Source organism: Prochlorococcus sp. MIT 0604 (assembly GCF_000757845.1).
In the GTDB taxonomy this organism is placed as follows: Bacteria; Cyanobacteriota; Cyanobacteriia; order PCC-6307; family Cyanobiaceae; genus Prochlorococcus_A.
Genome location: NZ_CP007753.1, coordinates 377,595 through 403,989 on the forward strand (window position 1 = coordinate 377,595; position 26,395 = coordinate 403,989).

At 31.7% G+C, this 26,395-nt stretch carries 29 protein-coding genes; 17 read left to right on the top strand and 12 right to left on the bottom strand.

Annotated elements, in window-relative coordinates; genetic code table 11:
* Nucleotides 1-3: 3 nt before the first annotated feature.
* From EW14_RS02090 to proC, 4 genes are all read left to right on the top strand, one after another.
* Nucleotides 4-270 (top strand): PII-interacting protein PipX family protein, encoded by a 267-nt coding sequence (locus EW14_RS02090; RefSeq protein ID WP_042849862.1) that lies wholly within the window; start codon nucleotides 4-6, stop codon nucleotides 268-270.
* A gap of 3 nt (nucleotides 271-273) precedes the next feature.
* Nucleotides 274-909: a YggS family pyridoxal phosphate-dependent enzyme gene (locus tag EW14_RS02095; protein WP_042849863.1), complete on the top strand. Its 636-nt coding sequence runs from the start codon at nucleotides 274-276 to the stop codon at nucleotides 907-909.
* Between the two features lie 150 nt (nucleotides 910-1,059).
* Nucleotides 1,060-1,635, top strand: a complete 576-nt coding sequence (locus EW14_RS02100) for a cell division protein SepF (RefSeq protein WP_042849865.1) — start codon at nucleotides 1,060-1,062, stop codon at nucleotides 1,633-1,635.
* Nucleotides 1,636-1,642: 7 nt separating this feature from the next.
* Nucleotides 1,643-2,455: a pyrroline-5-carboxylate reductase gene (gene proC / locus EW14_RS02105; protein ID WP_042849866.1), complete on the top strand. Its 813-nt coding sequence runs from the start codon at nucleotides 1,643-1,645 to the stop codon at nucleotides 2,453-2,455.
* A gap of 4 nt (nucleotides 2,456-2,459) precedes the next feature.
* On the opposite strand, the gene EW14_RS02110 is transcribed toward proC, so the two are convergent.
* The 4 genes from EW14_RS02110 to hpf form a co-directional block, all read right to left on the bottom strand.
* Nucleotides 2,460-3,617, bottom strand: coding sequence for a glycosyltransferase family 4 protein (locus EW14_RS02110; RefSeq protein WP_042849867.1), 1,158 nt, complete (start codon nucleotides 3,615-3,617; stop codon nucleotides 2,460-2,462).
* 85 nt (nucleotides 3,618-3,702) lie between these two features.
* Nucleotides 3,703-4,488, bottom strand: a complete 786-nt coding sequence (gene recO, locus EW14_RS02115) for a DNA repair protein RecO (protein ID WP_042849868.1) — start codon at nucleotides 4,486-4,488, stop codon at nucleotides 3,703-3,705.
* The gene (locus EW14_RS02120) at nucleotides 4,489-5,148 is read right to left on the bottom strand and encodes a hypothetical protein (protein ID WP_042849870.1); all 660 of its coding nucleotides are present in this window, start codon (nucleotides 5,146-5,148) and stop codon (nucleotides 4,489-4,491) included.
* A 10-nt stretch (nucleotides 5,149-5,158) separates the two neighbouring features.
* Nucleotides 5,159-5,743 carry a ribosome hibernation-promoting factor, HPF/YfiA family gene (gene hpf / locus EW14_RS02125; RefSeq protein WP_042849871.1) on the bottom strand — a complete coding sequence of 195 codons (585 nt, stop codon included), beginning with the start codon at nucleotides 5,741-5,743 and terminating at the stop codon, nucleotides 5,159-5,161.
* A 44-nt stretch (nucleotides 5,744-5,787) separates the two neighbouring features.
* Here hpf and lipB point away from each other — a divergent pair, with 44 nt between their 5' ends.
* From lipB to queA, 5 genes are all read left to right on the top strand, one after another.
* Nucleotides 5,788-6,438 (top strand): lipoyl(octanoyl) transferase LipB, encoded by a 651-nt coding sequence (lipB, locus tag EW14_RS02130; RefSeq protein WP_042849872.1) that lies wholly within the window; start codon nucleotides 5,788-5,790, stop codon nucleotides 6,436-6,438.
* A 27-nt stretch (nucleotides 6,439-6,465) separates the two neighbouring features.
* Nucleotides 6,466-8,409 carry an AMP-binding protein gene (locus EW14_RS02135; protein WP_042849873.1) on the top strand — a complete coding sequence of 648 codons (1,944 nt, stop codon included), beginning with the start codon at nucleotides 6,466-6,468 and terminating at the stop codon, nucleotides 8,407-8,409.
* A 38-nt stretch (nucleotides 8,410-8,447) separates the two neighbouring features.
* On the top strand, nucleotides 8,448-8,891 hold the full coding sequence (locus EW14_RS02140; protein WP_032524120.1) for a YlqD family protein: 444 nt from the start codon (nucleotides 8,448-8,450) through the stop codon (nucleotides 8,889-8,891).
* 218 nt (nucleotides 8,892-9,109) lie between these two features.
* On the top strand, nucleotides 9,110-10,477 hold the full coding sequence (locus EW14_RS02145) for a dihydrolipoamide acetyltransferase family protein (protein ID WP_042849874.1): 1,368 nt from the start codon (nucleotides 9,110-9,112) through the stop codon (nucleotides 10,475-10,477).
* 6 nt (nucleotides 10,478-10,483) lie between these two features.
* Nucleotides 10,484-11,608, top strand: coding sequence for a tRNA preQ1(34) S-adenosylmethionine ribosyltransferase-isomerase QueA (queA, locus tag EW14_RS02150; protein ID WP_042849875.1), 1,125 nt, complete (start codon nucleotides 10,484-10,486; stop codon nucleotides 11,606-11,608).
* Between the two features lie 2 nt (nucleotides 11,609-11,610).
* Here the strand turns inward: queA and cysK are convergent, their stop codons facing one another.
* The 4 genes from cysK to rpsD form a co-directional block, all read right to left on the bottom strand.
* A complete protein-coding gene (gene cysK / locus EW14_RS02155; RefSeq protein WP_002805805.1) occupies nucleotides 11,611-12,597 on the bottom strand; it encodes a cysteine synthase A in 987 nt (328 codons plus the stop codon).
* 84 nt (nucleotides 12,598-12,681) lie between these two features.
* Nucleotides 12,682-14,151, bottom strand: coding sequence for a PLP-dependent transferase (locus EW14_RS02160; protein ID WP_042849876.1), 1,470 nt, complete (start codon nucleotides 14,149-14,151; stop codon nucleotides 12,682-12,684).
* Between the two features lie 3 nt (nucleotides 14,152-14,154).
* The gene (locus tag EW14_RS02165) at nucleotides 14,155-15,318 is read right to left on the bottom strand and encodes a PLP-dependent aspartate aminotransferase family protein (protein ID WP_042849877.1); all 1,164 of its coding nucleotides are present in this window, start codon (nucleotides 15,316-15,318) and stop codon (nucleotides 14,155-14,157) included.
* A gap of 75 nt (nucleotides 15,319-15,393) precedes the next feature.
* On the bottom strand, nucleotides 15,394-16,002 hold the full coding sequence (rpsD, locus tag EW14_RS02170) for a 30S ribosomal protein S4 (protein ID WP_011817920.1): 609 nt from the start codon (nucleotides 16,000-16,002) through the stop codon (nucleotides 15,394-15,396).
* 95 nt (nucleotides 16,003-16,097) lie between these two features.
* Between rpsD and yidD the strand changes: the two genes are divergently transcribed.
* The 4 genes from yidD to EW14_RS02190 all read left to right on the top strand — a co-directional run bounded on the left by yidD (nucleotide 16,098) and on the right by EW14_RS02190 (nucleotide 18,972).
* Nucleotides 16,098-16,334, top strand: a complete 237-nt coding sequence (gene yidD / locus EW14_RS02175; RefSeq protein ID WP_025922190.1) for a membrane protein insertion efficiency factor YidD — start codon at nucleotides 16,098-16,100, stop codon at nucleotides 16,332-16,334.
* A gap of 4 nt (nucleotides 16,335-16,338) precedes the next feature.
* Entirely contained in the window at nucleotides 16,339-16,641 is a 303-nt protein-coding gene (locus EW14_RS02180; RefSeq protein WP_042849878.1) for a glutaredoxin family protein, read from the top strand.
* A gap of 9 nt (nucleotides 16,642-16,650) precedes the next feature.
* Nucleotides 16,651-18,186 carry a UDP-N-acetylmuramoyl-L-alanyl-D-glutamate--2,6-diaminopimelate ligase gene (locus EW14_RS02185; RefSeq protein ID WP_042849879.1) on the top strand — a complete coding sequence of 512 codons (1,536 nt, stop codon included), beginning with the start codon at nucleotides 16,651-16,653 and terminating at the stop codon, nucleotides 18,184-18,186.
* Between the two features lie 81 nt (nucleotides 18,187-18,267).
* On the top strand, nucleotides 18,268-18,972 hold the full coding sequence (locus EW14_RS02190; RefSeq protein WP_042849881.1) for an SDR family NAD(P)-dependent oxidoreductase: 705 nt from the start codon (nucleotides 18,268-18,270) through the stop codon (nucleotides 18,970-18,972).
* Nucleotides 18,973-19,000: 28 nt separating this feature from the next.
* Here EW14_RS02190 and EW14_RS02195 read toward each other — a convergent pair whose 3' ends face one another.
* The 3 genes from EW14_RS02195 to EW14_RS09805 form a co-directional block, all read right to left on the bottom strand.
* Nucleotides 19,001-20,176 carry an aminotransferase class V-fold PLP-dependent enzyme gene (locus EW14_RS02195; RefSeq protein WP_042849882.1) on the bottom strand — a complete coding sequence of 392 codons (1,176 nt, stop codon included), beginning with the start codon at nucleotides 20,174-20,176 and terminating at the stop codon, nucleotides 19,001-19,003.
* A gap of 36 nt (nucleotides 20,177-20,212) precedes the next feature.
* Nucleotides 20,213-21,007 (bottom strand): methyltransferase domain-containing protein, encoded by a 795-nt coding sequence (locus EW14_RS02200; protein ID WP_042851282.1) that lies wholly within the window; start codon nucleotides 21,005-21,007, stop codon nucleotides 20,213-20,215.
* 76 nt (nucleotides 21,008-21,083) lie between these two features.
* Nucleotides 21,084-21,257: a DUF4278 domain-containing protein gene (locus EW14_RS09805; protein WP_071813219.1), complete on the bottom strand. Its 174-nt coding sequence runs from the start codon at nucleotides 21,255-21,257 to the stop codon at nucleotides 21,084-21,086.
* 254 nt (nucleotides 21,258-21,511) lie between these two features.
* Here EW14_RS09805 and EW14_RS02205 point away from each other — a divergent pair, with 254 nt between their 5' ends.
* On the top strand, nucleotides 21,512-21,769 hold the full coding sequence (locus EW14_RS02205) for a hypothetical protein (RefSeq protein ID WP_011375974.1): 258 nt from the start codon (nucleotides 21,512-21,514) through the stop codon (nucleotides 21,767-21,769).
* A 22-nt stretch (nucleotides 21,770-21,791) separates the two neighbouring features.
* On the opposite strand, the gene EW14_RS02210 is transcribed toward EW14_RS02205, so the two are convergent.
* On the bottom strand, nucleotides 21,792-22,037 hold the full coding sequence (locus EW14_RS02210; RefSeq protein ID WP_002805305.1) for a NifU family protein: 246 nt from the start codon (nucleotides 22,035-22,037) through the stop codon (nucleotides 21,792-21,794).
* Between the two features lie 70 nt (nucleotides 22,038-22,107).
* Between EW14_RS02210 and EW14_RS02215 the strand changes: the two genes are divergently transcribed.
* From EW14_RS02215 to EW14_RS02225, 3 genes are all read left to right on the top strand, one after another.
* Complete coding sequence (locus EW14_RS02215) at nucleotides 22,108-23,604, top strand: malate:quinone oxidoreductase (RefSeq protein WP_042849883.1); 1,497 nt, start codon at nucleotides 22,108-22,110, stop codon at nucleotides 23,602-23,604.
* A gap of 55 nt (nucleotides 23,605-23,659) precedes the next feature.
* Nucleotides 23,660-25,468 (top strand): translation elongation factor 4, encoded by a 1,809-nt coding sequence (gene lepA, locus EW14_RS02220; protein WP_042849884.1) that lies wholly within the window; start codon nucleotides 23,660-23,662, stop codon nucleotides 25,466-25,468.
* 169 nt (nucleotides 25,469-25,637) lie between these two features.
* Nucleotides 25,638-26,393: an ABC transporter permease gene (locus EW14_RS02225; protein WP_012007248.1), complete on the top strand. Its 756-nt coding sequence runs from the start codon at nucleotides 25,638-25,640 to the stop codon at nucleotides 26,391-26,393.
* Nucleotides 26,394-26,395: the final 2 nt, after the last annotated feature.

Sequence of the window (26,395 nt, forward strand, 5' to 3'; positions counted from 1 at the left end):
GGTTTGAGTTCTGAGCGTTATTTAAACCATCCAACATTTGGCATGTTATACCAAGTTTCTCTTGGAAATGATGGGAGAGATATTTATGCGACTTTATACGCTCAAAAAATGTTTTTTTTGGTAGAAGTTCGACAGAGAGAAGTTTTTTTTGAAGTTATACCTTATTTAGATGCCCGTAATCAGGCCGAATTAAACCTTCAAAAAGCTAGAAGAAAAGGATCTGAAGAACTATCTAAATGGGAGAATTTATTTACGCAAACTTTCTTATAAAAGGTGAACCCTGAAAATTATTTAAAAATAAAAAATAAAATACCATCAAATGTAAATATTCTTGCCGTAAGTAAAGGATTTAAAAGTCAAGAAATCAAGACTATTCAAAATATAGGTCAAAACGATTTTGGTGAAAGTAAGGTTCAAGAGGCGTTTGAAAAACAATTAACTCTAAAAGATCTTAAAGAAATAAATTGGCACTTTATTGGAAGAATACAAAGTAATAAAATAAGAAAAATAGTTCAAAATTTTAAATACATTCATTCAGTAGATTCATTTGAAAAGTTGCAAAAGATTTCTAATATTTCACGTGAAGAGAAGAAAAATCCATTAATAATGTTGCAGGTTAAGTTGAGTGATGACCCAACTAAAGGAGGTTTTAATCCTGAATTTTTGATTTTGAAATGGAGAGAAATTCAAGAGTTGAAAAATATTTCATTAACCGGTTTGATGACTATCAATCCTAGAGGACTTAGCTCTAAAGAAAATTCAGGGTTGTTCAAAAAATGTCGTGCTCTTGCGGATTCTCTACAACTACCAGATTGTTCCATGGGGATGTCAGGTGATTGGGAGGAAGCTATTGATGCTGGATCAACTTGGTTAAGAATAGGATCATTGATTTTTGGAGGCAGACCCTGATTAGTTATTTTTTTATAAAAATCTTGTCTATAAACTTGCAGTAAAGTTCAACTAACGTTATTTAAGTATAGGTAGTTTATTCATTTAAAAAATGAATCTATTACTCAAGGTTCTTAAACCTTAGTAATCAATTTCAAGAGGATTTAAAAGGTGTCACTTATTTCTAGATTAAAGGCAGTTGTTGCAGGGGATGAGTATCTCGATGATGATTTTGATGAGTTGGATTATGCTTCAGAGGATGAATTAAATGATATTAATAATTTCAAACAAAATCCAAAGAATGCAAATGCACTTGCAAATTCAAATCCATTCGATTTTATGAATAACAACAGATCATCAAAAGTAGTTGGTATGCCTGGAATCTCAAATTCATCCTCAGAAGTAAGCCTAATGGAACCAAGAAGTTTTGATGAGATGCCTCAAGCTATACAAGCATTAAGAGAGAGAAAAACTGTAATTCTCAATTTAACTATGATGGATCCTGATCAAGCTCAAAGAGCAGTTGATTTTATTGCTGGGGGCACATATGCAATTGATGGACATCAAGAGAGAGTAGGTGAAAGTATTTTTCTTTTTGCTCCAAGTTGTGTAAATGTAACTAGTTCTTCCCCAGAAGAAGCTTCTCCTTCTTCTGTGTCTACAGAAACCACACCACAATATAGTTTGGGCAAAAATACTACTCCTGAACCAGCATGGGGTAATTCTAAATTAAGTGCTTATTCATGATTAATCTGTGACAGATAAAATTGCGATTATTGGTTTTGGAAATATTGCGAGTGCTATAGTTACCCCTTTATTAGATAACAAATTAATTCAGCCAGAGAATGTTTTTTGTGTTGTAAATACAGAAAAAAGTTTAGAAAACATAAAAAAAAATTATAGACATAATATAAATGTTTATAAATCAGGTTCTGAAGAGTCAAAAATAATTTGGGATTGTCAATATAAGCTTCTTTCGATAAAACCCCAACAATTAAATGATATAAGTGAGGCCCAACATATAAAAAATAAGGACAATTTAATAGTTTCAATTCTTGCCGGGGTTTCAATAAAAAGACTTACTCAAAAGTTTCCTAATCACAAATGCGTAAGGGTGGTTACAAATATTCCAATAACTATTGGAAAAGGTTTAACGGGGATTTCTTGGGGAGAAGAAATTAAAGAAGATCAGAAACAATTTACAAAGAAATTATTTAAAAATACTAGTAAAGTTTATGAATTTCCTGAAGATTACCTTGATATATTTTTAGCTTTAACTTCATCAGGTCCTGCAATTATTGCTTTAATTATAGAAGCATTAAGTGATGGAGGATTAAGCGGGGGATTACCAAAAATAATTTCAGAGGAACTTGTTATGGAAATGATACTAGGGACTATTTGTCTAATAAAGGAAAATAAACTTACTACCTCTGAGCTTAAAAATTTAGTAACCTCTCCAGGTGGAACAACTATTTCTGCTTTAAGGGTTTTAGAAAAAAAGAGTGTAAGGTCAGCATTAATGGAATCAATAGTTTCAGCTAGTAATAGAAGTAAAGAGTTTCGTTAGTTTTTCAATTATCTTTTAAGTTCATATAAACTTTTTCAAGTGAATTTATATTTTTAGCAATTGTGTACTTCTCAAGTATACGTTCTCTAGCCTTTTCTCCAAGATCTTTTGTAAATGAAGGGTGTTCTACAAGAATTGGGATTATAGTTTTTAATTGTGCAGCCACATTATCAGTTGAAATTACTATTCCTGCTCCGTTATCTAAAACTTCACCATCAGCTCCCGCATCTGTAGCTACACAAGCAGTACCAGCAGACATTGCCTCTAAAAGTGATAACGACAAACCCTCTACTAAGCTTGGTAAGAAAAATACCTCTGCTATTTGCATTATCGCTACCCTAGTTTCTAAATCTAATTCGGCACCCCACCAAATTAATTTCTCATTACCAAGGTTAGAAAAACTATTTTCAAGTGTTGGCTTTATTGGTCCATCTCCAACAATAACTAATTTGCAATTTTTAGTTTTTGTTTGGCGCCAAGAACGTAAAAGTGCCTCGATATTTTTCTCATTGGCAATCCTACCCATATATAAAAAGATTCTTTCGTTTCCAAGTTTGTTTTTTACCTGGTCATATTTTTTATTTTTTTCGCAAAAAGGTTTCCAAATATTTTGATCAACACCGTTTGGAATAATTATTTGTTTTTCTTTAGGCACTCCTAATTTATAAAGAACATTTTTTTGAAGTTCGGAAAAGATGATTATTTTATCGAACTTTGATAAAGAGGGAGCATAAAGTTGATATGTTAACTGTTGAGTGCTAGCAGTTAAATTTCTATTTTTTGCATCAAATGGTGGGTGAAATGTTCCTATGAGTGGAAGATTAATTTCATCACAAATCTCTGGAAGTCTAAAGTCCAAAGGAGATAAAGTTAAGCTTGCATGTACTAAATCAGGCTTTAATCTTTCCAATGATAGCCTTAGCTCTTTTTCTGCTCTTGGTGACGGTATTGTATAAACTTGGGACTTAATTAAATATGGAAGACTTACATCAGGATCATTCGCCAGAAATAATGGTTTTGATGAATTTGAACTAGAAGGATTGTCGAAATGAATGAAACTAATTTTATGACCTCTGGCCTTTAATTTTTCAGTAGTTGAATTACCATAAGTTACATTTCCACAAAAAGGAGATTTCTTACCCAACCAGGCAACATGCACCACATTGATTGAATTAACTATTTATTAAATTAACAGTCAGAGCACCCTAGATCATAATTTTAAAATTTATTCATAGTTTTTGAAAATGTTAACTATATATTTCTCTCAACATTTTTAGTGAAGATAGATCTTTCTCTAGTTGAGTAGAGATCCAGGTTTCAATAATAAATAATATTTTAAGCCAGACTTTTTTAGGTCCCAATAACTCTCCATTAGATTTTATTGGTAATTCAGGGAAAAGAAGTCTTTGTAATAGAGCAACTTCAGATGCATTAATTTTTAGATTACTTTGAGGATCTTCCCTGGACGAAAACCCTTCACTTGGCAAATAATAACAACCCCATTCCCAATTTCCTAGAGGCGGAATAATAGGTTCTCCAGTTTTACAGCAATGATGAATTGGTAAATTTATACCTCCAATGGCTAATAGATGGATTAAAGATTGAATACTCATTGAGAGCATTTTAATATCTTCTTCTTTAGATTCTTCATACAAATAAATCCTATCTAGATGAGCAAGAACACAAGATAAGTAGTTTTGTTGCTTGTCATTATTACCTACTAACAAAAAAGTTAATTCAGTTATTGCTTGCGCAGCTGCAAGACATTCAATATTTTTCCCTAGACCAGAATAGCTTTTTAATATTTTAATTTGACGTACAGATTTAAGATTTCTTTTTCCAAAAATTTGCAGACTTAAATATGTTAGGGGAGTAGCTGCAGCAAGACTACTTTTAGGACGTCTTGCACCAGGTACTGCTAATCGAACAATCCCTTGCTCATCAGTAAGAATAGTTATTAATCTATCATTCTCGCCTAATGGAGAAGCTTTAATACAGAGACCCTCTAGTCTGCACTCACCAGAACCAGACATTTAAATAACCTTTACTTCTTGAAAAATCTCAGAAAAATTAGAAGTTCCAACGCAACTAATTCCATTATCAAACAAATCAATAACTTGTTTAAGTTTTTTTATACCACCTACAACTTTGATGTGATTTTGGGAACCCGTTATTTTTAATATTTCTGCCACATCATTTAATGTCATAGGAGGTCCAAACCCGTCCCCGAATTGAAAATTTTTAATTCCTAATTCCAAAGATATTTCTATCGCATTGTAAAAAACTTCTTTTTGTAGTTTTGATTTATTTAAGATTATTGAAACTGGTAATCCAGATAACTTCACTTGCTCAATTTCTGCAGCGAAAGTTTCTAAGTTTCTTTTGGATAAATTGATAAAGTTTGGGATATATTCAATTCCGTTTGCACCTTTATCTTTTGCAAAGTTAACTAATTCTTCAATAAATGTAACTGGTAAATCTGCTAAAGGGTAAGAAATGAATGCGTTTATGTTTGCACTGTAATTGTTCAAACAGTTTTTAAAATCAGCTAAATAATTAAGTGAAGTAGAAATATTCTTGATATTATACTTTTTAATTAAATCGCAATTCGCGCAGAAATCTTCCCAAGTTAAATACGGGTTAATAATAATGGCATGAATTATTTCGTTTAATTCATATTCAATATTGGGCATTTATTAAAAGTTATTTGGCTTGAATCAGTCCATATCCTCCGTGATTCCTCTTATATATAACTTGAAGTTCATTATTTTTTTTATTTCGAAAAACATAAAAATCATGATCAATTAGATCTAATTGTTTTCTTGCTTCTTCTGATGAAATTGGATTCATTTCAAAGTATTTGTTTTTTATAGATGGCTCTGGCAGACTTGCTTCTATTCCATTTTTAAGTAAAGCTTCATCTAAAAATCTTGATTCTGTATTTTCAATTTGGAAAGGCTCTTTATTTTTAAATTGATTATTATGGATTGTTTTATTGTTTTTTTCTTTGTATTTACGTAATTTTCTACAAAGTTTATTTGAAACTAAATCAATGCTTGAGTATAGATTTTCAGTTTTTTCTTCGGCTCTAATTACGGTACCATTTGCAAAAATAGTAACTTCTGCAGTCTGGAAGGAGACTCTTGGATTTTTTTCTATTGAAAGATGTATGTCGGCTTCTTTAACGATATCCTTATAGTGAAGTGTTGCTTTTTCTATCTTTGCCTCAGTATATTCTTTTAACGCTCCAGTGAGCTCAAGATTTTTCCCATGGATTAAAATTTTCATAACAAATCTAAAAATATTTACTTACTTTCTAAATCTACTTAAATATGGTTAATAGAACAGCAATAATTAAACAACCTGATAATATTTCTTTTTTCAATGATATTTATAAATTACAAAAAGAATATCAGGAGGCCTTGATTTTAGATAACTCTAAACCTGATTTTATTTGGATAGGTGAGCATCAACTCTGTTATACGTTGGGTAGAGGATCTAATTACGATAATTTATTATTTTCTTTGAATGATGATAATTATGATGTTTTTAAGATTGATAGAGGCGGCGAGGTTACTTGTCATATGCCAGGACAATTAGTAACTTACTTGGTGTTAGATTTGAAAAATTTTAATAAAGATTTAAATTGGTATTTAAGAAAAATTGAAGAAATTATTATAAAAATTCTTGGAACTTTTAATATAGATTGTCATTCAAGAGAGGGGTTCACTGGTGTTTGGATAGGAAATAAGAAAATTGCTTCAATTGGAATTGGTTGTAAAAGATGGATTACGATAAATGGATTTTCAATTAATATTGACTGCGAATTAGAAAACTTTAATAAGATTGTTCCTTGCGGAATAGAAAATTGTCTTATGGCAAATATGATTGATTACAACAAAAATCTAAATATTCAAGAAGTCACGAGAATTGTTAAAAAAATCATTCAGGAAGAATTTAATTTTAATTTTGTATCAAAATAGAAATTAAAATTTCAAAATCAAATTAATATGACTGACTTAGCGTATTGGCCTTCAGCCAAACCTCTTTCTAAAAAAGATACATTTGCTAAAAATAGAGATTTTATTAAAAACCTTCATCATATAGATCAAATTTGGGAAAAATTAAAATTTAAATGCGGTGATACTTTAGCTGTTAGCGATTTAAGAGGGAAATACAAAGAAAAATTTTCTTATTTTGAGTTGGCTGATTTAATAACAAAAGTCTCTTTTTCTTTTAAAAATTATGGTTTAGTAAAGGGAGATGTAGTTACTGTAATATCAGAAAATTCCCCAAGATGGCTAGTAGTAGATCAAGGCTTAATGCGTTTAGGAGCTATAAATGCAGTGAGAGGTATTAATTCTCCTTCAGTAGAATTAGATTATATTATTGAGCACTCTAATTCAGTAGGTCTAGTAGTTCAATCTAAGGAGACTTGGCTAAAGTTAAACAACAAAGAAAAATTAAAAAAAAATCTGAAATTCATCATCAATTTAGAAGATGAACAATTTGAAAGTTTAATAAGTTGGAATCAATTCATAAGTTCAGTAGAAAAAGAAAATTCACAAAATAATAATCTTGAAAAAGATACTCCAGAAATTGATGATGTTGCTACTATCCTTTACACTTCAGGGACAACAGGAAAACCTAAAGGTGTCCCCTTGACTCATGCAAATTTTTTACATCAAATAATCAATTTAGCCTATATTGCTGATCCAGAACCTGGGACTTCTGTATTAAGCGTTTTGCCTATCTGGCATTCTTATGAGAGAAGTGCTGAATACTTCTTTTTTTCATGTGGTTGCTCTCAATACTATACAATTCCAAAATTCTTGAAAGATGATATTACACAAATAAAACCTGTTGTCATGGCTACTGTACCAAGACTATGGGAGGCAATACATGATGGTTTTTTTCAGGCGTTGAAAAAAATGCCTTCCAAAAAACAAAGACTTATTAAGTTTCTGATAAGTAATAGTTCAGTTTTCAAAAGAAATCTAAGAAAGATACGAAATTTAGATATCAACCAAATAACTTTTAAATCAAAAGTTCCCTTACTAGGTTCTCTTATAGGCCGATATCCTTTACATAAATTGTCTAGTGCTTTTTTATGGCCGAATATTCTTAGACAACTATGCGGAGAAAAATTGAAATTTCCCATTAACGGCGGAGGTGCACTGCCAGAACATGTGGATCTTTTTTTTGAATCTTTAGGTGTAGATGTTTTAGTGGGATATGGACTCACAGAAACTAGTCCAGTATTAACTTGTAGGAGAAGAGAATTAAATGTTAGAGGATCATCCGGACAGCCTCTAGCATTTACTGAAATTAAAATAGTGAATGATGATAAAAAAAAGATTCTGAAGTTCAGAGAAGTCGGAAAAATTCTTGTTAAGGGACCACAAGTAATGAAAGGTTATCTTAATAATGAATTAGCTACAAAAGAAGTTTTATCCAAGGATGGTTGGTTTGATACTGGTGATTTAGGTTTTCTCATACCAAATGGTTCTCTATTTATAACAGGAAGAGCCAAGGATACAATAGTGCTATCAAGTGGTGAAAATATAGAACCTAATCCACTAGAGACCGAAATCCTTAGTTCCGAATTTATTAATCAGATTCAACTAGTAGGACAAGATAAGAAATGTTTAACAGCCCTTGTTGTGCCTAATGTCGAATTGGTTAAAAACAAGTTTTTGGAAGAAGACCTTTCAAAATTAAACCTGAATAAGAATATTGGTACATTTTTTAAATCTCAAATTAATAATTTGCTTAAACGTCGATTAGGAGCAAGATCAGAAGAACAAATATTAGATTGTTATTTTGTTGATGCTTTTACTTTAGAAAATGGTTTGTTAACGCAAACTCTTAAACAAAAAAGAAAAGAAATAGAAAAAAAATATTCATTACAAATAGAAAATATGTATGAAAACAAATTTAGTAAGAAAATTTGATTTGTTCTATCTATATTGAAAAGGTAATTTAATTTTTTATGGAAACCAAAAACTCAATATCTATTAAGCGCTCAATAGCTATTAAAGCTGTAGTTACACCAACTTGGAAGGAAGATGCTGAAAAAGAATTAAGTAAAGCAATTTCAAACATTGACAGGCAATTATCTCAACTTGAGCAGGAGGGGCAGCAAATAGTAAATAATATTAGATCCCAATCGGTTAATCCTCTAGATCCAAGAGTTCAAGAACAGGTTAGTCAGGTGCAACAACAAGTCGCAGCAAAACGAAATGAAATTGAAGAACAAAAAAGAAATCTACTTCAACAACAGAGTCAAGTTCGCGAATTAAAAATGGACGAAATTGTTGATCAAGGGCAAGTGGATAGTTTCTGTGATGTCACTGTGGGAGACAATCTTATTGAAAAAATGCAAGTCTCGATTACGGTTAAAGATGGAGTTATACAATCTATAGATAATAATTAAAGAGAAGATTTAGTATTTTTGATAAATATAAGTAAATCTTAATTTCGAAAAGTTTTAAATTCTAATCGATCTAAATTATTACTTTCTTAAGTTTTAAGAGTTCCCACTGTGAACATGATTTCGTATAATTAAAACAAGAGTTTAAAGGGTTCTTAATCATAAAAACTTTAGGAAGTTTGGTAGAAATCCCTTGAAACTTATGCAATAACAATTTTCTTATGTCTCACGAAATATTCATGCCAGCCTTGAGTTCTACTATGACGGAGGGCAAGATTGTGGAATGGTTGAAAAATCCGGGAGATAAAGTTGAAAGAGGTGAATCTGTCTTGGTTGTTGAATCTGACAAGGCAGATATGGATGTTGAATCTTTTCAAGATGGATATCTTGCGGCTGTTTTAATGCCTGCCGGCAGCACTGCACCAGTAGGAGAGACTATCGGTATTATTGTAGAAAATGAGGATGAGATAGCTTCTGTTCAAGAACAAAATAAGGGAAATCAACCCGAAGTTTCTAGTTCGGATCAACTTGAATTGGTAAGCAATAAAATTGAAGAAAAACCTGTAGTTCAAAGTGAAATTGTTGAAAAACAAGAAAAAGAAGTCGTATTAATGAGTGAAAAGGCAGCCCCATCTTTTAAAAGTGATCAAATAAATGCTGCTACGAGTAATGTTTCTTCGAGGATAATTGCATCTCCAAGAGCTAAAAAACTTGCCTCTCAAATGGGTGTTGATTTAGCAAAGGTTCATGGATCTGGCCCTCACGGAAGGATTCAAGCCGATGATATTTTAAAAGCTAATGGCCAACCAGTCTCTATTCCATGGATAGGCGAAGGTGGTTCTCCTGCAAGTATCCCTAGTGCAAATTTGGGAGTCGAAAGTAAATCAGAAACTTCAGGAAATAGTTTTGGCAATCCTGGAGAAACAGTTCAATTTAATACTCTTCAAAAAGCGGTAAATAAAAATATGGAATCTAGTTTAGATGTTCCATGTTTTAGGGTAGGTTACTCTATCAATACAGATAAATTAGATAATTTCTACAAAAAGGTAAAACAGAACGGAGTTACTATGACTGCTTTACTTGTAAAGGCAGTTGCAAAGACACTAAAGAAACATCCTCAAGTTAACTCAAGCTTTTCAGAAAATGGAATTTCTTATCCAGAAAATATAAATATTGCTGTTGCTGTTGCAATGGAAGATGGGGGACTAATAACTCCAGTATTAAAAGAACCATGCAATACTGATTTATTTGAATTATCTAGGGAATGGAAAGATCTCGTAAAAAGATCGAGATTAAAACAATTAGAACCAGATGAATACTCAACGGGAACATTTACCTTATCTAACCTTGGTATGTTTGGTGTTGATAGATTTGACGCAATACTACCCCCAGGGACCGGTGCCATCTTAGCGATAGCATCATCAAAACCAACTGTTGTAGCTAATAGTGATAGTTCAATATCTGTTAAAAAAATAATGCAAGTAAATCTTACAGCTGATCACAGAGTGATCTATGGAGCTGATGGTGCTTCATTCTTAAAAGACTTGGCTAACCTGATTGAAAATGAGCCAGAGACACTTGTATCTTAAATTTAATTGATTTCTCAAATTAATAAAGAAGAAAGAGATTATAGGCTTGAATCTTATGATTATTTACTTGATCCTTCATTAATTGCTAGTAAACCTTCTGCAATTAGGCATGAATCAAGATTGATGATAGTTAGAAATAGTGCTTTAGAAAAAGACTGCTTAACTAATAAATTTACCAAGAATCTTTTAGATGAATTTAGAGAAGGCGATCTTGTAGTTGTTAACAATACTAAGGTAATGAAAGCTAGGTTAAAGGTTGAATTAGAAAATGGGACTTTAGTCGAATTATTAGTCTTAGAAAGATCCCATGATTGTGTTTGGTTATGTTTAGCAAAGCCAGCGAAAAAATTAAAAATAAATAGAAAAATAATATTAAAATCTCCTTCTGCACAAGATATTAATTTGATGGTTGATGGGGTTGAAAAAGAAACTGGAGGGAGATTTATTAAATTTCCTGAAAATATAACTGATCTCAATTCAATGAATGACCTTCTTGATAAATACGGGGGAATCCCTCTCCCGCCTTATATAAAAAATACCGAAGAAGAATCTTTTCATGAGAATAGTTATCAAACTGTGTATGCAACTAATCCAGGGGCCGTTGCTGCGCCAACTGCTGGTTTACACTTAAGCAAAAGTCTTATTTTTAATCTAAAAAAAAAAGGAGTCATAATTTTACCGATAACTTTGCATGTGGGCTATGGAACATTCAAACCAATTGATCAAGAGGATTTAAGTAACTTAAAACTTCATAAAGAATGGGTAAGTGTTAATAAGGAATTAGTGGAGGAAATAAAAAAAATAAAGAAAACAGATAGAAGAATAATTGCTATTGGGACAACTAGCGTGAGGGCTCTTGAAAGTTGTTATTCTCACGAAATTAATGACTATATTCCCATAGCGAAGTACGTGGATTTAGTAATTAAGCCAGGTTATAAATTTAAGGTAGTTGATGGATTATTAACTAATTTTCATCTTCCTAAAAGCTCGTTATTACTTTTAGTAAGTGCAATGATTGGTAGAGAAAGATTATTAGATTTGTATAAAAAAGCCATAAAAGAAAAATTTAGATTTTTCTCTTATGGCGATGCGATGTATATTTCACCAGATTCATTACTGGAGAAAAAATAGATTTAGGCTTTGACTGGTTCTTGAATGATTCCGCTTGGAACTTCAGTAAACATAATTGATGATAAATATCTCTCTGCCAAATCAGGTAGAACAACTACAATAGTTTTTCCCGCATATTCATCTTGTTCAGCTAATCTAACAGCAGCAGCAGCAGCAGCTCCACAAGATATTCCGACTAATAGACCTTCTTCTTTTGCTAATCTAAGAGCCATCTCGATTGACTCGTCATTTGTCACCTGTTCAACCTTATCGACAATTGATAAGTCAAGGTTCTTAGGAATAAATCCTGCTCCAATTCCTTGAATTTTATGTGGTCCAGATTTAACCTCTTCTCCATTCATCGTCTGTGTAATAACAGGACTATGTGATGGTTCTACAGCTACAGAAGTAATATTTTTACCCTTTTCTTGCTTAATGTATCTTGAAACTCCTGTAATTGTGCCGCCAGTTCCAACCCCTGCAACTAAGACATCAATTTCACCATCGCAATCATCCCAGATTTCTGGTCCAGTAGTTTTGAAATGAATTTCAGGGTTTGCTGGATTATCAAATTGACCTGGCATGAAATATTGAGAAGGATTACTTTCTGCAATTTCTTTAGCCTTAGCTATTGCTCCAGGCATACCTTTAGATGCCTCTGTTAAAACAATTTCAGCCCCCAACACTGCCATAACCCTTCTTCTTTCAATTGACATGGATTCTGGCATTGTAAGGATGAGTTTATAACCTCTTGCTGAAGCAGTAAAAGCTAGAGCAATTCCTGTATTTCCAGAAGTTGGCTCAACAATAGTTTTGTCTTTTGTAAGCTTCCCACTTTTTTCTGCATCCCAAATCATGTTGGCGCCAATCCTGCATTTGACACTATAAGCAGGATTTCTACCTTCAATTTTTGCAAGTACTGTAGCTTTCGCGTTTTTAGTAACTGATTTTAATTTTACTAATGGAGTGTTTCCAATAGCAAAACTGTTGTCCTCATAAATTTTTGCCATTTATATATTGAGAAAATATATTTTAATACTAACTATTATTCAGAAAAAGAGTATATAAGTTTCTATACGGTAAATACTAGGAATTTAGAAATTATTTAGTGCTTCAGAAAAGGTTTTCCATAATTGATCTTGGTCTTCTAATCCAACTGATACTCTAATAAGGTGCGAGGGTATACCAAAACTTTCAGCCCAATCCAACTCGTCATAATGAGCTAGTAAAACATAAGGACAAACTAGAGTAAATTTTGTACCTAAACTAGGACCTTTAGATACTTGTAGAGAATCATAAAATTTCTTAGCTTTGTTCAATCCTCCATTTAATTCAAACGATAATAAGCAGCCATATCCTCCATCAGAAGTGAGCAAAGAATTAAAATTTGGACAATTTTCAGGATGGAAAATATTTTTAATCTCGCTATGGGTCTCTAATCTTTTTTTTAATTCTAAACATGCTTTATTTTGTTCAAAAACTCTTTGATATACATCTCTACTAACTTTCTCTAGATAAACTGTATCTCCATCAGAAAGTGTTGGAAGATTAATCTCGTTTAATGCATTTCTAAATTGATCAATCCATTTGCTTTTTGGATTTAGTATTAATGATCCTGCAAGAATATCACCACTTCCTGAAAAAATTTTTGTAAGTGAAGTAAAAACTATATCTGCATGTTCTAGGGAATTTATATTTAAATTTGAACCAATTGTATCGTCAACAATTAACGGAATATTTAGCTTTTTTACAATTTTTGAAATTTTTTTAATGTTTACACATTTGAGCATTGGATTACTTGGAAGTTCAATAATTAATGCTGATGGATTTATTCTTTTGATTTCTAGTTCAATATCCGCGCAATTTTCTTCTGTAATTAACTTTGCTCCGTGAAAGATTTTCGTTGGTAATTTAAGTACATCTACATATGGAAAACCAACTTGGAGTGTTGGTTTAGCTGGAAATAATTTATAAATGATTTCTAATGATGTATGCAATGCAGACATTCCAGATGAAGTTAAGTGAATATCATTAGAGTTAATTTTTGTAGATTTAGAAATTCTATTTTTTATTCTTTGAGAACATTCATTTACGTAAGATTTTGGAGGGCAATCTTCAAGACCAAGTTCTATAGCAGCAGCCCTTGAAGAAAGACCAAGACCAGTATGTTGCCAAAAATATTTTGCATAAATACTTCCTTCTTTTTCAGTTATTAAGAAAGCTAAATTATTTGTTTTTTCTATTAACGAGAATTGTTCAGAAGTATTTCTATCAATGTATTTTTTAGCTTTAAAAGCTATTCTTTCATTCGGATATGGCCAGATACTTTTATTGTTGTAGTAATTTTGTTTTTTTACTTTTTCGCATAATCTTTTCACTATGGGGTTTAGCCCGAATCGCGGGTAAATGGACTTCAATAAATTCATGCATTCTTGATCTTTTTCCTCGTAATTTATTACATCATTCCAAGTTGGTAATGCTACAGAAACAGCATGAATACTATCAGGAATTGCATATCCCAACTCTAAATTTTTCCATATAGGTTTTTTAAGTAAATCTCTCAATTTTCAGAATTTATTTAAAGCAAATAAAATGTCCGAGATTAAATCGTTTGTATCTTCACATCCAATTGATAATCTGACAAGAGCATCATCTATCCCTAGTAAATTTTTTGTTTTGTCATCAACAGAAGCATGAGTCATCGTTGCAGGGTGACAAATTAAACTTTCAACTCCTCCAAGGCTTTCTGCTAGAGAGAAATATTTGAGAGATTTGCAAAATTTAAAAGTATCCTCTTTATTTAAATTTAATTTTAGGGTGATCATTGAACCTCCAGATTTCATTTGCGATTTTGCTAAATTAAATTGCGGATGTTTTTGATTAAAAGGATAAATTACTTTACCAATAATTTTATGATTACCTAATTCTTTAGAAATAAATTCTGCACTTTTAGTTTGTTGTTCGATTCTTAAAGGAAGAGTTTTTACTCCTCTCGTAATGAGCCAACTATCAAAAGGAGATGGTTGAAGCCCGAGAGCTTTTTGAGAGAAAAGCATCTTACTATTCCATTCCTCATTATTTGTAAGTACTGCTCCGCCAAGTGCGTCACTATGTCCATTAATGAATTTTGTCGTGCTTACAACCGATAGTGTTGCGCCAAGGTCCAATGGTTTTTGAATAAGAGCTGTAGAAAATGTGTTGTCCACAACTACTGGTATTTCGAGTCTATTCGCTTCATCACAAATCGCCTTAATATCGATTACCTTCAATAGTGGATTAGTTGGACTTTCTAGCCATATCAAGGTTGGCTCGAAGTTTGAAATCTTTTTGACATTATTTTCTTTTGTAAAATCTGTGTATAAAACTTCTAGTCCAAATTTCTTGAAAACTTTTTCGAACATCCTCACTGTACAACCATAGAGATTTGACTCGCAGAGTATCTTGTCACCTGATTTCAGTGTTGATGAAATTGCAGTTATCGCGCTAATTCCAGATCCAAAAACTGTACAGTATTTAGAATCTTCTATTGATTTAAGGATGTTTTCTAGAATTCTAAAGTTTGGGTTGCCTGATCTGGTGTAGTCGAAATTATCTTTATTTCCATGTTTGAAAGTAGATGTAGAAAAAATAGGAGGCATAACGCATCCAGTTTCTTCAGCAAATGTTTCCCCATGGTGAATAGATAAGGTCTTAAAACCTGGTTTTTTTATATTATTTGCCTTATTTCCCATTATTTTTAAAAATAAGAATGAATTAAATCTCTCTTTTAAAAAATGAGAGATTTAATAATCCAAAGAAAAGTAGTATTAAACTTTTCTTGAATAATATTCAACAACTAGTAGTTCGTTTATTTCAAGAGCCACCCACTCTCTATCGCATTTTCCATTTATTTTTCCCGTTAATTTAGGCTTGTCTAAATCAAGATGAGGTGGGACATTTGCTAAGCCAGGGAATTCTATATTACCTTCTACAAGTTTTTTGCTTGCTTTATTTTCTTTAATTCCGATTACATCGCCTGATTTGCATTGATAACCAGCAATATCAAGAACCTTTCCATTAACGGTTACATGGCCATGATTTACTAATTGTCTTGAGCCTGGAATGGTACCTCCAAAACCCAATCTAAAACAAACATTATCAAGTCTGTTTTCTAAAAGTCTTAGTAGGTTAGTACCTGTAGATCCTTCTTGAGCTCTAGCTTTTTTCACATAACGTACTAGTTGTTTTTCAGAAACTCCATAATTAAACCTAAGTTTCTGCTTTTCTTCTAGACGAATTGCATATTCTGATCGCTTGCGACGGGCTTGGCCGTGCTGACCTGGAGGATTAGACTTCTTTGAAGCTTTCCTGGTGAGACCTGGTAGTTCTCCCAAGCGACGCGTTACCCTTAATCTGGGGCCGCGGTATCTTGACATAATTTTAAATTAAATAGAAAATTGCAATAAATTGGATAATTGATTAAATTCAATTAAACTAATTACTACTGGAAATATTATTTTACATCATTAAAGTGTTCAAAACTATTAATAAATCAATTACTTCTATACTTCTTTTTATGATTTCGTTTTATCAAAAGTGGTTTTCTCCTTTTTTTGGACCAAGATGCAGATTTATTCCAAGTTGCAGCTCTTATGGATATGAGGCAATTACTAGACATGGTCCTTGGAAGGGAGGGTGGTTAACTTTAAAAAGATTAAGCAGATGTCATCCTTTAACTCCCTGTGGATGTGACCCTGTGCCTGACTAAATGAATGAAAATATTTATTTTTGTTAGGCAGGGATGTTGCCTTTGTGATTCATTAAAAAACAAACTGGCAAAAATAAATCTTAATGAGTTATTCCCTAATCTAGAGGAGCTTAAAGAAATTGATATTGATAGGGTCGATTTATATAAAGATAAATATAAAAAATATGATTTTGAAGTACCTGTTATTGCTGTTGAAAGAATTAGGTCCGAGGAGATCATAGAATTGCCTCGCATTTCGCCAAGATTAAAAGATGATCAATTAAAGAATTGGTTTCAAAAAAATATTAGTACCATTCTGGAGAAATAATTTTTTTATATGAGATCTATAAAATTACATAAACTTTTAGATTTGGTAGGAATTATTCCTTCATCAAATCTTATCGATCAAGAAATCAATAATATTTCTTTTAACTCTAAAGAAGTACAAAAAGGAACTTTATTTTTAGGAATGCCTGGTTTAAATGTTGATGGAGGAAGATTTTGTATTGAGGCAATTGAAAATGGCGCAGAGGCTGCCATTATTGGGCCTGCTGCAAAAAAGAAAATTGGATCTATTGATCGAAAAAGGATTTTGGTTATAGAGGATAATTTAGATTATATTTTTGGTCAAATAGTCGCTGAGTTTTGGAATAGGCCTTCAAGAAAACTTAAACTTATTGGTGTTACGGGTACAAATGGAAAAACGACGATTACTTTTTTATTGGAATATCTTTTAAAAAAATTAGGAAAAAAAACTGCATTGTTTGGGACCTTATTCAATAGATGGCCTGGCTTTTCAGAAGTAGCTTCTCATACAACTGATTTCGCTGATAAACTTCAAAATAAATTAAATGCTGCTGTTGAGGCAGAATCTGAATTTGCGATCTTAGAGGTAAGTTCTCATTCTATTGCTCAAAACAGGATATCAGGATGCGAATTTGAGGCGGCTATTTTTACTAATTTAACTCAAGATCATCTTGATTATCACCCAGATATGGAATCATATTTTCAAACAAAAAGAAAATTATTTTTCCCACCTTACTTAAAAGAAAAAGATGGGATTTGTGTATTAAATCATGATGACCATTGGATATCTAAATTATCATCTGATCTTAAAAAAAGATCTTTATTAGTCTCTACAAAGATTACTGAAAGTGAATTTGAAAATGATGATTTTTTTTTCGTAACAGAAAAAAAATTTACTGAAAATGGTTCCACTTGTATTTTTCATACACCTAGGGAAAAAATTCAACTTTTTGTTCCACTTGTTGGTGAATTTAATTTAATGAATGCGATTCAAGCAATAACAATTTTGTATAAACTGAATTTTTCTTTAAAAGATTTATCAAAGTTAATACAATCTTTCCCCGGTGCTCCTGGGAGAATGGAGAAAATACAAATTGATGATAATGACGTTTCAAGATCTCTTCCAACAGTAATTGTTGATTATGCCCACACTCCTGATGGATTAAAAAAAGTTTTGCAATCAATTAAAAAACTTTGTGAAGGGAAACTAATAACTGTTTTTGGCTGTGGCGGAGATCGTGATCGTAGTAAAAGGCCTTTGATGGGATCAATAGCTGAAGAGTTGTCTGATCAACTTTTTATAACCTCAGATAATCCAAGATCAGAAGAACCCCAAAAGATAGTAAATGATATTTTGATGGGTATAAAAAAAAGAGAAAAAATAACAATTGAAATTGATAGATTTAAAGCAATAAATGAATCTATTAAATTTGCCAATAAAAAAGATATTGTTTTAATTGCAGGAAAAGGACATGAAGACTACCAAATTCTCAATGATAAAGTTATTAATTTTGATGATAGAAAAATAGCTTATAAATTATTAAAAGAAAAAAATAAATCTCAATAAAATTTCCTAATTAAATAAGTAAGATTTTTACGCAAATCACAAGAAAAGTTTCTTAGAATCAATGGAGTTATTTTTAATAAAATGAAAGGCTTAGCCTTAGTTGTAGGCGCAGGTGGAATTGGAACACAACTAGCTAAAGATCTGAATGAAAGTGAAAAAGATTTAGATGTCGTTTTGTGTGGAAGAAAAAGTGAATTTAACCCTTTTTGGGAATTAGACATAGAGGATTCTCAATCCCTTTTGCAGTTGAAAAATAAAATATCAAATCATCCTTCAAAATTAAGGCTAGTTGTTAATGCTACAGGTAGACTTCATAGTGATTCTCTTCAACCAGAAAAAAGATTACAACATCTTGATAAAAAAAATATGATGGAAAGTTTTTCAATAAATGCCTTTTCTCCTATTTTATTAGCTAAAGCGATTGAAGAATTTATACCAAAAGATTTTGATTTTAATTTTGCAAGTATAAGTGCAAGAGTTGGTAGCATTGGAGATAATCAAACTGGAGGTTGGTATTCATATAGAGCTGCAAAATCTGCACAAAATCAGTTTTTTAAATCTTTAAGTATTGAATGGGCTAGACGTTTCCCAAAGGCTGCTATCACATTGCTTCATCCGGGAACAGTAGATACTGATTTATCTAGACCTTTTCATAAATTTGTTCCAGAACATAAATTATTTAGTAAAGAAAAATCCTCCCAATTCTTGATCAATATTATTAAAAATCAATTACCAGAATCTACAGGAAAATTTATTGCATGGGACAACTCGGAGATACCTTGGTAAACTAAATTTTTTTTATATCAATAGATCTTTAAGTTAATATTTTTTTTATTTCTCTAGCAAGTAAATCAATCTCAGCTTCTGTAGTCATTTGATGTACGCATGCTCTAAACCATTTTGGATCTTCTAAAACTCTAATCCAAATTTTCTTTTCTCCAAGTTTCTTTACAAATTTATCCTTATCTTTAATATTTTCGATATTAAAACTAACAATCCCATTTAAATATTTTTTTTCTAAAACTAATTCAACACCCTTTGATTGATTTAATTCATCCCAAAGTTTTCCACTTAATTTTTTGATATTTTTGTTTTTTTCTTTTTCATGACAGTCTTTATCCAAAAGATCTAAAGAATTTCGAAGCCCAGCAAGTAAAGGAATACAAGAGGTAGCTATTTCAAATTTCCTTGCATCATCATGAAAAAGATTATCTGAAGGCTCATAAATGCCTTGTTCTTTTTTTAATGATTTCCAACCAATTATTGTTGGATCTGTTTCACGAATAAATCTATCTGAGACATAAATGGCTCCAAGTCCTTCTGGTCCACATGCCCATTTGTGAGAAGTTATTGAATATAAATCAGAATAAAAAACTTCTTTTTCAATATTTATGTGCCCAAAGGTTTGAGCACCATCAACAAGTAAATAAGAGTTTTCTCGATTATTTTTTAATTCGATAGAAATTTCTTTTAAAGGAATTTTATATCCAAAGTTCCATAAGATATGAGAAATAATTAGGATCTTAGTCTTACTATTTAGATTTTTCAAAATCTCTAAAATTATATTTTCGTCGTTTAGATTTTTAATTTTTTGGATTGGCAAAATTTTGAATATTAATTTATTTCTTCTGCAAAATTCTCGACTTGCAGCCACTACTCCAGGATGTTCACAGTCACTTATTAACAACTCTTCTCCCTCTTTTACTTTTATTCCCCAAAAGGGCAAAATCATACCGGAAGAGATATTTTCGGTAAAAGCTACATTCTTTGAATTGACACCTAATTTTTGCGCAATGATTCTTTTTGTGGTCAATATTTCTTTGTAAATAAAAGGCCACATATCATTGGTAAATGGTCCTATCTCTTGGATAATCTCCCAAGTTTTAACTATTGCTTCTAGAGAAGATTTTGGTAATGGTCCTTGGCCGCCGTAGTTGAAATAATACTTATTTTTTAATGCGGGTATTTGATCTCTTAGATTATTTCTCATGGAAATTTATATTATATTTTCAACCCTTAGATTTTTTTAAATATTGCCCACTAAAGTTACTGTTCTAAATTCAATATCCTCGATTACTTTCCAAGGTTCAGCACTCCTTTCTGCAAATTTTAAATTTTTAAATCCTAGTTCTTTAAAATCACTTATAAAGTCTGGCTCATACCATGCTCCACTAATACATTCTGTCCATAAATCATGATCATTTTGCAATCTTAAAGGAACTTTTTTGTTAGAGACGATATCGCTAATTGCAATTCTTCCATTATCGTTTAAAACTCTTTTTATGTTATTTAGAAGGTTATTTCTAGATTCTGGACTTACCAAGTTTAAAACGCAATTACTTAAAATAATATCAACTGATTTATCTGCGATTAATGGATTTAAATCTTTATCTAATTCATCAAGTTTTTCAATTGAACCTTCTAGAAATTCTGTATTGTTGAAACCTATATTTTTTGTAACTTCTTTAGATGCTGATCTTGATAAAGAAAGCATGTCAGGATTCTGATCAACTCCAATAACTTTCCCTTCTTTCCCAACAATTTGGGCACAAATGAAAGCATTTTTGCCGCTACCACTTCCAAGATCTAAGACTATATCATTTTTTTGAACATATTTTGTTGGATCACCACACCCATAGTCTCTTTCTATAACCTCTTGAGGAATTACTTCTAGTAAAACGGGATCAAACCCAACTGGTGTACAAAGACAACTTTCTTTTTCTTGTGCCGCTGAGCCATATCTTTCTTGAATCGCATCTTTATGATCGAATTGATTAGGTGCTTTATTCGATGTGTTTGTATTACAGCAACTTTCAGACATATTTTTTAAAGGACTCTTGATAAATATAGCCAAAAAAAAGCCCCTGAAAAAGGGGCTTTTAATTTGTTTAATTAAATTATTTAGTGTAATTAACACCTCTGTAATTTAATTCTGCTTTTTCATTACTTGAAGAAGCGTCATCCATTCTATTGGTGTATACGTTTCTTCTATAGGTAAGTTCAACAAGTTGCTTTTTAGCAGCTTCTTTGTTTTGAACGTAGTTTTTACCTCTGTAAGTTAAAGTAGTCATGTTTCGATGTGACAACACGGCCATCCCCCGTTCCATGGTATGACTCGAACTGCGCCCTCAAATGAGGGTGAACGAAAAGTAGCGATTGCTACCAAATTATTATAAGCGTATTTTTAGCTGCATGTCTAGCTTTTACAAATAGAAACGAAGTTTTAATGTTTTTTTAATTATTATCTTAGGTAAATTTTTTTATAAATAGTCTCTAAAAAGGTTTATGTTTATATTTGGTTTAATCTTCATGTAACTATTTATTTATGACAGGTTTTTTATATTTCTTGGGAAATACTTTAAGGTGGCCAGTGTTAAAGCCAAAAGAATTTTTTTCACTACATGCTTATTTTTCAATTATTTATTTGATAACTTTTACTTTGAGTAAATATGATGTAAGCCAATCAAATTTAGTTTTTACTTTAGGAATACTAGCACCTCTTTTAATCGCTATTGGTCAAGGACTTCCAATTGATTGCCTTGATATGGAATCATCTTTGTTGAAGGAATTAAAAACTAAATAATATATATTTAAGTTAAAAATTTCTATAAAACTTGGACAACTTCGCTTATTTCAGGAATCATTTCTTTTAACTTTCTTTCAATACCCATTTTGAGAGTCATAGTGCTACTAGGGCAACTACCACATGCTCCCTGAAGTCTGACTTTGACAATTGGACCATCTATTTCTGCAATCTCTACATTACCTCCATCAGAAATTAAAAAAGGTCTTAGCTCGTCAAGGACTTTTTCTACATTTTCATTTGTCAGCGAGAGTGTTTCAGTACTCATAATTTTGGATTAACTTTATAATAAGCCTAGAAAGAAATCTGATTAATTGCAAAAAAGATAATTTTCTGTTGTGACTTCATCTAAAAATCCCACTAATGACAATAGCTACTTTGATGCAGTCTTAGTAGGAGCAGGGATAATGAGTAGTACTTTAGCCCTCCTAATTTCAGAAGTTTTACCAGATATAAAATTTCTTATTATAGAAAAATTAAATGCTCCAGGAAGTGAAAGTACTGGCGCTTTTAACAATGCAGGTACAGGACATGCGGCTAATTGCGAATTAAACTATACCCCTTTAGATGAAAAAGGAAATCTAAAAATAGATAAAGCTCTCTCAATAAATCGTTCTTTTGAAACATCCATGTCTTTATGGGCCTCATTGTATGAAGCAGGGAAAATTGATATTAAGAAGTTTCTAAAATTTATTCCTCATATTAGCTTTGTGTCTGGTCAGGATAATATTTCTTTTTTAAAAAAAAGATTTCAGAAAATGACCGAAAATCCTGAATTTATCGATATGGAATTTTCTACATCTTTTGATGAAATTTCATCATGGGCTCCTCTAATAACAAAAGATAGAAATCCATCTGCTGAAATTGCTGCTACCAGAATAGGTAGAGGAACTGATATTAATTTTGAGGCTTTAACTAAAGAGTATTTGTCATTAGTTTCCTTAAACAAAAATGTTGAAATTAGATACAAAACAGAATTAGTAGATTTAAATAAAATTGATAAAAAACAATGGGAACTAGAAATCAGTTCTGAAGGTAGAAAAACTTCAATTAGAACTGGCTACGTTTTTCTTGGTGCTGGTGGAAAAACAATTAGTTATTTACAAAAATCAAAAATTCCAGAAGCAAAAAGTTATGGTGGATTTCCTGTTAGTGGTAAATGGCTTATTTGCGAGAAAAAAGATCTAACAGAAAAACATAACTCAAAAGTTTATGGTAAAGCTGATATTGGATCGCCACCAATGTCTGTGCCTCATTTAGACACTAGATGGATTGATAATAAAAAACTTCTCTTATATGGACCTTTTGCTGGATTTACAACGAAATTTCTAAAACAAAGTTCATACTTTGACTTATTTAGTTCAATTAAAAAGAATAATATTTTTTCTATGTTAGACGTTGGTTTCAAGAACAACGATTTAATTAATTACCTAATATTACAATCATTAAATAACCATAACTCAAGAGTTGAGAATCTAAAGAATATGATGCCATCAGCTAATCCTTCTGATTGGTATTTAAAGAATGCTGGTCAAAGAGTCCAAATAATTAAAAAAACTGAAGGTGGTGGCTCTTTGAAATTTGGAACTGAGATTGTAAATTCATCTGATGGTTCATTATCTGCTTTGTTGGGAGCCTCTCCTGGAGCAAGTACTGCGGTTTCAATTATGGTTGAGGTTCTAAAAAAATCTGTTTTATTTTTAAGCGATAAGCATAATCTTCAGAAAAAAATAAATGACTTAATTTATCCAGAACTATCAGTCTCTAAAAATTACAGTACCTTCATAAAAGAAATTAAAAAAAGAAATAATTCCATTTTTGGTTTCCATCCATAATTCTAATTAGCTAATATTAATCAAGATGTAATAAGAGGAGAATTTTTCTTTCTATATGACTGATATATCGGTTTCAAAAATTAGAAATTTCTGCATAATCGCTCATATTGACCATGGTAAATCTACCCTTGCAGATAGGTTGCTTCAAGATACTGGTACTGTGCAGCAAAGGGATATGCAAGAACAATTTTTGGATAGTATGGATCTTGAAAGAGAGAGAGGAATTACTATCAAGTTACAGGCCGCTAGGATGAAATATAAGGCTGACGATTCCCAAGAGTATGTTTTGAACTTAATAGATACTCCAGGGCATGTTGATTTCTCTTATGAAGTTAGTAGATCTCTTCAAGCTTGTGAAGGAGCCTTACTTGTTGTTGATGCAAGTCAAGGAGTAGAAGCTCAAACCTTAGCTAATGTTTATCTTGCCTTAGAAAATAATCTTGAAATAATTCCTGTTTTAAATAAAGTTGATTTACCAGGGGCTGATGCTCAAAAAATAAAACAAGAAATAGAGGAAATTATTGGACTTGATACATCTAATGCAATAAATTGTTCAGCAAAAACTGGAGTTGGTATTAAAGATATTTTGGAAGCAATCGTAAGAAGAGTACCTCCTCCTCAAGATGAAATTAAATTACCTACAAAGGCACTGATTTTTGATTCTTATTATGATCCGTACAGGGGAGTTATTGTTTATTTCAGGGTGATATCTGGGTCTCTAAATAAGAGAGAAAAAATATTATTAATGGCAAGTAAGAAAAATTATGAACTAGATGAGATAGGAATAATGGCGCCTGATCAGCAGCAAGTTGATGAATTACATGCAGGAGAAGTTGGTTATTTAGCTGCTTCTATAAAATCAGTTGCTGATGCGAGAGTGGGAGATACGATTACTCTTTTAAATTCACCTGCCAATGATCCTTTGCCTGGATATAAGACAGCAAATCCTATGGTTTTTTGCGGCTTATTCCCGACTGATGCTGATCAATTCCCAGATTTAAGAGTATCACTTGAAAAATTACAATTATCTGATGCAGCTTTAAAATATGAGCCCGAAACCAGTAGCGCAATGGGCTTCGGATTTAGGTGCGGATTCCTAGGACTTCTACATATGGAGATTGTTCAAGAAAGATTAGAAAGAGAATATGACTTGGATCTGATCGTAACGGCACCATCAGTTATTTATAAAGTTAATTTAAATCAGCAGGAATATATTTTTATTGATAATCCTTCTACAATTCCTGATCCACAACTTAGAGAATCAATAGAAGAGCCTTATGTGAAAATGGAAATTTATGCTCCCAATGAATTTAATGGAACATTAATGGGTTTATGTCAGGAAAGAAGGGGAGTATTTATAGATATGAAATACATAACAACAGATCGAGTTACCTTGATTTATGAAATTCCATTAGCAGAAGTTGTTACAGATTTCTTTGATCAAATGAAAAGTAGAACCCAAGGTTATGCATCAATGGAATATCATTTGATTGGTTATAGAAAAAATGACCTTGTTAGATTAGATGTTCTAATAAATTCAGAAAGAGCAGATCCATTAACTTCTATTGTTCATAAAGATAAGGCTTATGGAATCGGCAGAAGTTTAGTTGAGAAATTAAAAGAACTTATTCCAAAACAACAATTTAAAATACCTATTCAAGCATCAATCGGTAGCAGGATTATTGCAAGTGAAAGCATAAGTGCTTTGCGAAAAGATGTTTTATCTAAATGTTATGGAGGGGATATTTCTAGGAAAAAGAAACTTTTAAAGAAACAAGCCAAAGGTAAAAAGAGGATGAAGGCAATGGGTAAAGTTGAAGTCCCTCAAGAAGCTTTTATGGCAGTCTTGAAATTAAACCAGTAATTTCTTTTAATTTAAAATTTACAGCTATTTATTTTTAAAAGAATTGGGTATATTTCATTTATATCTTTAAAAAAAGATTTTGGATATCAACTCATCTAATCGTGTCGGCGCAAATATCAGAAAAGCTGGATTTTTAATTGTACTTTTTTATCTTCTTGTTGTTTTTATAATGAAATTTTTAGAGGCCAATAATTTTTTTGGCTATTCATTTTCAATGTTAAGCAATGATATCTTTGCCCCTCCTTCTCTTAATCATTTTTGTGGCACAGATAGATTAGGAAGAGATGTTTGCTTAAGAACTTTGCAAGGATCATCATTAGCGATAGAAGTTGTGTTCTTAGCTATTCTTTTTTCATTAAGTTTGGGGTTGCCATTGGGATTATTAAGTGGATATTTTGGTGGTTTTTTTGATAAATGCTTATCACTAATAATGGATACTATTTTTTCAATACCTGTAATTTTGCTTTCAGTTGTTGTGGCTTTTGTATTGGGTAAGGGTATCCTTAACGCGGCTTTGGCATTGTGTATTGTTTACTCTCCTCAATATTTTAGATTAATCAGAAATCAGACAATATTGGTTAAATCCGAAACTTATGTGGAGGCAGCTCAAGTCGCAGGAGCTGATGTTAAAAAAATTATTTTTAAATATATTCTCCCAAATGTAATAACACCATTGCCTATTTTGCTTACCCTAAATGCTGCAGATGCTGTTTTGGTATTAGGAAGTTTAGGATTTTTAGGTCTTGGTGTTCCTGCAGATGTCCCAGAGTGGGGAAGTGATTTAAATCTGGCTCTTGCCGCTTTACCTACAGGTATTTGGTGGACGGCTTTGTTCCCAGGTTTGGCAATGTTTTTTTTAGTTTTAGGTCTTTCTTTTATAGGAGAGGACCTTGAAGAAATTTTTGATAGTCAAAATTCTGAATAAAT